This is a genomic window from Streptomyces sp. NPDC060209 (assembly GCF_042728155.1).
In the GTDB taxonomy this organism is placed as follows: domain Bacteria; phylum Actinomycetota; class Actinomycetes; order Streptomycetales; family Streptomycetaceae; genus Streptomyces.
Map to the genome: position 1 here is coordinate 1 of NZ_JBHWZS010000503.1, position 3482 is coordinate 3482.

Below are 3482 nucleotides of genomic sequence, written 5' to 3' on the forward strand. Positions count from 1 at the left end.
CATCCGGAACCCGGCCGGGAAGTTGCTCCGTAGCGAGTGTTCCGCCTGCGGGCGGCGCTACTTCTTCACGCCGAAGAAGGGCTCCAGCGGGTCGGGCAGCTTTTCGTTGCAGGCGATGGCGCCGGACTTGGTGAGCGCGTCGTTCACGCACGTGTAGTAGTCGCGGTAGACCAACTGGACCGTGTAGCCGGTGGCCACGATCGCCAGGGCCAGCAGCGCCGTCACCAGGCCGCTGACGGCCGCCGTCGTCTGCTGCCGGCTGCTGCTCCGAGTGGTGCCGGGGGTGGCGCCGGGCGCGGATCCCGGCAGCGGGGGCGTGGTCGCACGGTCCGTGACGGCGGCCGCGGCCGGCCCTGTGCCGGCCGCCTGCGTCTTCCGCGGCCCACCGCGGAGGGCGCTGATCGACCAGTACACGGCGAGAGCGCCGAGGAGCATCGCGATCTCGGGGAAATCGAAGAGGGCGAAGAAGAACGCCCACATGCCGCCCAGCACCGCGTAGCGCGCGCGCCGCTGGGCCGGGTCGGTCGGGTCCCAGCGCAGACCGCCGGGATTTCCTTCGGGGCCACCGCCCTGGCCGCTCGGCCCGCCGGTGCCGCCGGGGCGGCCGCCGAACCCGCCGCTCTGACGGCCCGGCTGCCGGTCGCTCCACTGGCTGCCCCAGACCGGGCGGTCGTCGGAGTGTCCCTCGGTGCCGTCGCCGTTCCCGCCGTTGTCCTGATTTCCCGGCGCGTGGGAAGGATGGCGGGGCTGCCAGGGCTGGTCGGGCCGGTCCTCGGGCGGCGCCGCGAACGGATTGTCGTCGGACGACCCGGACGAGGAGCCCGACGACCCGGACGAGGGCCCCGACGACCCGGACGAGGAGCCCGAACCCTGGGAGGACCCCGATCCCGACGGGGAACCCGAGCCCGACGAGGAGTCCGGCGATGAGGACTGGCGTTCCCGCATCAGCATGGATGCCCGCTCGGGCAGCGGGTGGCCAAGGGCGGTGCGGAGGCGGTCCGGCATGTGGTGAACGTCTTCCCCATCTCGTCATTTCCGCCCGGGGGCGGTTCCCTGTCCCCTGACGCTACCTCCCGGCCGCGCCCCCGTCCCGTGGGGGCCGCTGGGTGTGCCGGTATCGTTGCTGACGGTCGGACCGTTCGTAGAGTTCCCCGTATCGCGGGACGAGCTTCTTTCGTACGACCATACAAACGCACCTCCTGTACATCGCGTACCTGCTGCATCACGCGAGAAAGGGCCCTGCCGTGGCCTCCCCGCCCCCCTCCGCCGCTCCGGCCCGTGTGGTCGTGCTCGTCTCCGGCTCAGGCACGAACCTCCAGGCACTCCTCGACGCGATCGGTGACGACCCCGAGGGCTACGGCGCCCGGATCGTCGCCGTCGGCGCGGACCGCTACGGCACCGTCGGCATCGAACGTGCCGAGCGTGCCGGCCTTCCCACCTTCGTGTGCAAGCTCGGCGAGTACGCGAGCCGTGACGAGTGGGACGCGGCCCTGACCGCGGCTGTGGCGGCACACCGCCCGGACCTCGTCGTGTCCGCGGGCTTCATGAAGATCGTGGGCAAGGGCTTCCTGGCCGAGTTCGGCGGCCGCGTCGTCAACACCCACCCCGCCCTGCTCCCCAGCTTTCCCGGTGCTCACGGCGTCCGCGACGCGCTCGCGTACGGCGTGAAGGTCACCGGGTGCACCGTCCACTTCGTCGACGACGGCGTCGACACCGGTCCGATCATCGCGCAGGGCGTGGTCGAGGTGACCGAAGAGGAAACGGTGGAGGGCGAAGCCGCCCTCCACGAACGCATCAAGGAAGTCGAGCGCAAGCTGCTCGTCGAAGCCGTGGGGCGGCTCGCCCGCGACGGCTTTCGCATTGAGGGACGAAAGGTTCATCTCGGTCATGTCGGTGAATAAGCCCATCCGCCGCGCCCTGGTCAGTGTCTACGACAAGACGGGGCTCGAAGACCTCGCCCGCGGTCTGCACGAGGCGGGTGTCGAGCTGGTGTCCACCGGTTCCACCGCCGGAAAGATCGCAGCCGCCGGCGTACCGGTCACCAAGGTCGAGGAGCTCACCGGCTTCCCCGAGTGCCTCGACGGCCGCGTCAAGACGCTGCACCCCCGGGTGCACGCAGGCATCCTCGCCGACCTGCGCCTGGACGCCCACCGCGAGCAGCTCGCCGAGCTCGGCGTGGAGCCGTTCGACCTCGTGGTCGTCAACCTGTACCCGTTCAAGGCGACCGTCGCCTCCGGCGCGTCCGACGACGAGTGCGTGGAGCAGATCGACATCGGCGGTCCGTCGATGGTCCGCGCCGCTGCCAAGAACCACCCGTCCGTGGCTGTCGTGACCAGCCCGGACCGCTACGGCGACGTCCTCGCAGCGGTCAAGGCGGGCGGCTTCGACCTGACCGCCCGCAAGCGGCTCGCCGCCGAGGCCTTCCAGCACACCGCCGCGTACGACGTGGCCGTCGCCGCCTGGTTCGCCGACGGCTACGCGGCCGCCGACGACTCCGGCTTCCCCGACTTCTCCGGTGCGACCTTCGCGCGCAAGAACGTCCTGCGCTACGGCGAGAACCCGCACCAGCCCGCAGCGCTCTACACCTCGGGCGAGGGCGGACTCGCCGAGGCCCAGCAGCTGCACGGCAAGGAGATGTCCTACAACAACTACACGGACACCGACGCCGCCCGACGTGCCGCCTACGACCACGCCGAGCCGTGCGTCGCGATCATCAAGCACGCCAACCCGTGCGGCATCGCCATCGCCGACGACGTCGCGACGGCGCACCGCAACGCGCACGCCTGCGACCCGCTGTCCGCGTTCGGCGGCGTCATCGCCGTCAACCGGCCGGTGACCGTGGAGATGGCCGAGCAGGTCGCGGAGATCTTCACCGAGGTCATCGTCGCCCCGGCGTACGAGGACGGCGCCGTCGAGGTGCTGGCCCGCAAGAAGAACATCCGGGTGCTGCGCTGCCCCGACGCCCCGGTCTCCACGGTCGAGGTCAAGCCGATCGACGGCGGCGCTCTGCTCCAGGTCACCGACCGGCTCCAGGCCGACGGCGACGACCCGGCCAACTGGACCCTCGCCACCGGCGAGGCCCTGACGGCCGAGGAGCTCAAGGAGCTCGCCTTCGCCTGGAAGGCATCCCGCGCGGTCAAGTCCAACGCGATCCTCCTCGCCAAGGACGGCGCCTCGGTCGGCGTCGGCATGGGCCAGGTCAACCGCGTCGACTCCGCGAAGCTCGCCGTCGAGCGGGCCGGCGAGGAGCGGGCACGCGGCGCCTACGCCGCCTCCGACGCCTTCTTCCCCTTCCCGGACGGGCTGGAGATCCTGACCGCCGCCGGCATCAAGGCCGTCGCCCAGCCGGGCGGCTCGGTCCGTGACGAGCTCGTCGTCGAGGCCGCGGAGAAGGCAGGCGTGACCATGTACTTCACGGGCACGCGTCACTTCTTCCACTGACGCCCAGGTCGTAGAACCACCGCAGGCCGCACCCCTCGGGG

Annotated in this window: 3 protein-coding genes; 2 read left to right on the top strand and 1 reads right to left on the bottom strand. The window is 71.5% G+C overall.

What is annotated here, in order from left to right:
• Window positions 1-57 precede the first annotated feature (57 nt).
• Window positions 58-1005, bottom strand: a complete 948-nt coding sequence (locus tag ACFWFI_RS41830; RefSeq protein ID WP_387401062.1) for a hypothetical protein — start codon at window positions 1003-1005, stop codon at window positions 58-60.
• A 239-nt stretch (window positions 1006-1244) separates the two neighbouring features.
• Between ACFWFI_RS41830 and purN the strand changes: the two genes are divergently transcribed.
• Both purN and purH read left to right on the top strand, forming a co-directional pair.
• The gene (gene purN, locus ACFWFI_RS41835; protein ID WP_387401064.1) at window positions 1245-1901 is read left to right on the top strand and encodes a phosphoribosylglycinamide formyltransferase; all 657 of its coding nucleotides are present in this window, start codon (window positions 1245-1247) and stop codon (window positions 1899-1901) included.
• Complete coding sequence (gene purH, locus ACFWFI_RS41840) at window positions 1888-3441, top strand: bifunctional phosphoribosylaminoimidazolecarboxamide formyltransferase/IMP cyclohydrolase (protein ID WP_387401066.1); 1554 nt, start codon at window positions 1888-1890, stop codon at window positions 3439-3441. The genes purN and purH overlap by 14 nt, the downstream gene beginning before the upstream one ends.
• The last annotated feature ends 41 nt before the right edge of the window (window positions 3442-3482 follow it).